The 3,337-nt window shown below is 67.6% G+C and carries 2 protein-coding genes; both read left to right on the top strand.

Translation table 11 applies throughout. The features are described from left to right. Nucleotides 1-296: 296 nt before the first annotated feature. The gene (locus tag DKT69_RS36680; RefSeq protein ID WP_109805937.1) at nucleotides 297-1,169 is read left to right on the top strand and encodes a hypothetical protein; all 873 of its coding nucleotides are present in this window, start codon (nucleotides 297-299) and stop codon (nucleotides 1,167-1,169) included. A 933-nt stretch (nucleotides 1,170-2,102) separates the two neighbouring features. Next, nucleotides 2,103-2,963, top strand: coding sequence for a DUF2637 domain-containing protein (locus DKT69_RS36685; RefSeq protein ID WP_236648734.1), 861 nt, complete (start codon nucleotides 2,103-2,105; stop codon nucleotides 2,961-2,963). Nucleotides 2,964-3,337: the final 374 nt, after the last annotated feature.

Consider the following 3,337-nt stretch of genomic DNA (forward strand, 5'->3'; position numbering starts at 1 on the left):
TCCCACAACCACCCGCCCTACCCGAGGCCGCGTGGATCAACAAGCCCGACGACGAGCCGACTCAGTCAACAAACCCCTGAACCACCCGCCCCGAAAAGGTTGACACCTTCCGCCACCCCGATCCCACGTCGCTCGTCGACCTGTTCCGGCTCTACCAGGACGCGATTGTGGAGGTCTCTGGCATCGATCCAGGTGGTGAGTGGTTTTGCCACCCGATTGTATGCATCGACCGGTTGGGATGCTGCGAAAGCGAGGCCCTGTGGACTAGCCGCCACCGAGAGGAACTCAACGGAATCTTGCTGCGCTACGAGGAGTACCGGCAACTCCGCGAGCCGTCGAGACTCAAGTTGCCTTCGGACAGCTCGATCAGAGGCCGTGGCTCAGTCTGGCACGCTCATGCGTCCACCACGCTTATTTCCTGGAACCAGGAGCGGAGGAGGTTCGACGATCACCTGTGGGCGCTCCTGCTCGTCGAAAATTTCCTTCTCCAGTACTGGCAACTACGAGCCCTGAGCGCATCACTGGAGGCGGCCGGTACCGAGACCACAGCCAAAGCCGCACGCGACCTGCAGCGTCGACTCATCTTCGGGTTGCAGGAGTTCTATCGGTCGGCGCTAACGTATGGGGACGCCCAAGATACTGTCAGTTCGCTCCTGCAGTCGTCTGGCGCCGAACGCATGCGGGCGTTGATGGGGGAACGTCTCGATCAGCTTGGCTCGATCGTTGCGGCCGAACGGGCGGAACGTGCGGCCACTCGATCGACGGCTGCGACGGTTGCGGCCTTTGCGGCAGCTGTCGTGCTCGGACTGCCCGCCATCGATCAGACGCTAAACATCATCAAGGCTATGCCCGAAGGCGGCGTTGCAGGACGACTGGTGTCCCCACTACGGGCTGTCACGGAAGCCGGCGCGGCAGGCTCGTTCGTCGGCTACCTCGGCCTTCTTGCGGTGCTCCTCGTGGCCCTCGCCCTGTATGCGATACCCCGGCGGCGATCCCGGCCGGAACGAATCCGACCTGCTGGTCACGCCTGGCCAAGCGGGACTATTCGGGTGGTCCGGCGCGATCGGCGCGATGACGATACCCCTGCCGAGGGTTCGGAGCAGGAGCCGTCGGACGGCGGACAGGAAGACGAGCGGTGGCACGCCGAGTCCGACGACGACGCCAGTTGACGCCGAAGTCTCGGCCGCCCGCAACCCTGACGATCACGGTGGACGGCTCGGCCATTGTGTCGCCCGACCCGCGACCCCGGCAGTGGCGGCGGTCGAGGCCCCGCCGTTGCCGCAACAACGGACGCCTGCGGGTCCAATTGGTGAGATTGCCGTCCCGGGCAGTGGTTGTGGCCCCTTGGTATTTTCGCTTCGATTGGTGGATGTAGAAGCACTGCGAACCACTGGGGCGGACCGAATAGCACCCCACCGGGCTGGCGTCAAGACTCTGGGGTCGATCCTTGCGAAATTGGGGGTTGACTCGACGGGTGTTCCCGGGGCGTACTGGATACACGTTCCCGCACTGCCGGCCGGCGCGATCGGCCAGAGAGAGGCGGGCAGGCACTCCCAGAGTCGGGGTGCCTGCTCTTGTTCGCGTCGATGGTGACGGGATCGTCGAGAGAAGGAGGCCCCACATGAAGGATCGCTCGTCGGCGAGTTGAGCCGCCGCACCACCATGGCGCTTGTCGAGCGCTGCCGGTGGCCAGAGTTTGACCCTGTGGCTCGGCTTGCCGTCCGCCCCCGTGTCCGCCTGTTGACCGCAACCTGCTGTGCCGGTTGTGGCGACGCCTGCTGCCCTGGCGCCTGCCCCTGCGCGGGGTCTGGCTTGTTCGTTGACTCGACCATAGTGACTTCTCTCGGCCCCCGCATCTACACGTGGGGTTCCGCCCGGCCGGGCGTCACCCGGCAGGGTCGCGCCTGCCCATGCCCTGATCTGAGCGGGCAGGCGCGACCCGGACGGCACCCGACATCACCGCACCTTCAACATCTATCAACTGGAGTACGACGTGACCTCAATCCACATCAATCCCACCAAGCCGACTGCCATCTCGGTCCGCCCCCGTACGACGACGCCGGTCAGGACTGAGCCCGTGCTGCCCCACGGGAGGTGGGCCGTTGGCGACATCTGAACAGCGATCCGACGACGTCGCCGCCGATCAGCGGACGGGGCGGGAACGGCTGGAGAACCGTATCCAGGTGCTGATCATGTTGTTGATCGGCGGCGCGGCTGGCGCGGCCTCCTTCCGGCACGTCCATGACGTCGCGGCGGCACACGGTCAGCCGGGCTGGCTCGCCTGGGCCGACGCGGTCGTGCTGGAGTTGACCTCGATCGCCGCCGGTCTGGAACTGCGCCACAACCGCCGCCTGGGCAAGAGCGTCGCCTTCCCGGCGACCGTCCTGACAGTGGCGGTGTTCCTGTCCCTCGCCGCCCAGGTGGTGGAGGCGGAAGCGTCGGCGATCGGCTGGATCGCCGCCGCACTGCCGGCGCTCGGCTTCCTGACGATGGTGAAGATCGCCCTCGGCCGCGCCGACCCCGCCCCGCCCCACCGCACCCCTCGCCGGTCCGGACCGGCCGAGTCCGGACCGGTACGCATAGTTGACGCTTCGGTCCCGGACACCCGCGAGACGGTCCCGACAACACCGCTGCGGGTCCCGGCGAGCGCTACCGCGGTCCGGGACTTCCCCACCGCGGTCTCCGCCCCGGCGGACCAGGACCCGGCGGTCCCGGACCGGCGCGACGGCGGTGCCCCGGTCCGGGACCGGGGCCCGGAGGTCGCGGCGCTGGTCCCGGCCGCCCGGACCGCCGCTCGCGCCCTCGCTACCCAGGGGACGCCGCTGTCCCGAAAGGCCCTCGCGCGGCAGTTACGCGCGGAGGGGCATCAACTATCCAACGCGACCGCCTCGGCGCTCGTACGCCTCGTACGCGCCGAGACAACCTCGCCCGCGCCCGTTCTGTCACAGCAGGAAGCTGCGTGACAGAACCACGACCTGCGATTTCTGTCAGACGGAGCCGTCTGGGTGAGACCAGCGCCTGCCTCTGTCAGGAAGTTCGTCGTCTGACAGAACCTGACCCGACCTGGCAGAGCGAACACCGGCCCGTCCGCCACGGTGGGGCGGCCGGTCTCTTGCGCTGTCTCTGCGCCCGCGCCCCGATCATCGAAGGAGCAACGAGCATGTTCACCCAGCTCAGCGACCCTCACCTGCGCCACCAGCGTCGTCACCGATCCGCACGGCAAAGCCTCTCACACCACGGTCCTGGACCCGGTGTGGATGGCCGTGCCGATATCGGTGTCGATCCCCGTTGCACCGTCCGTCTTGACACCGACCCCCGGACTGACCCCCCGGTCCCC

The organism is Micromonospora sicca (assembly GCF_003172935.1).
In the GTDB taxonomy this organism is placed as follows: Bacteria; Actinomycetota; Actinomycetes; order Mycobacteriales; family Micromonosporaceae; genus Micromonospora; species Micromonospora sicca.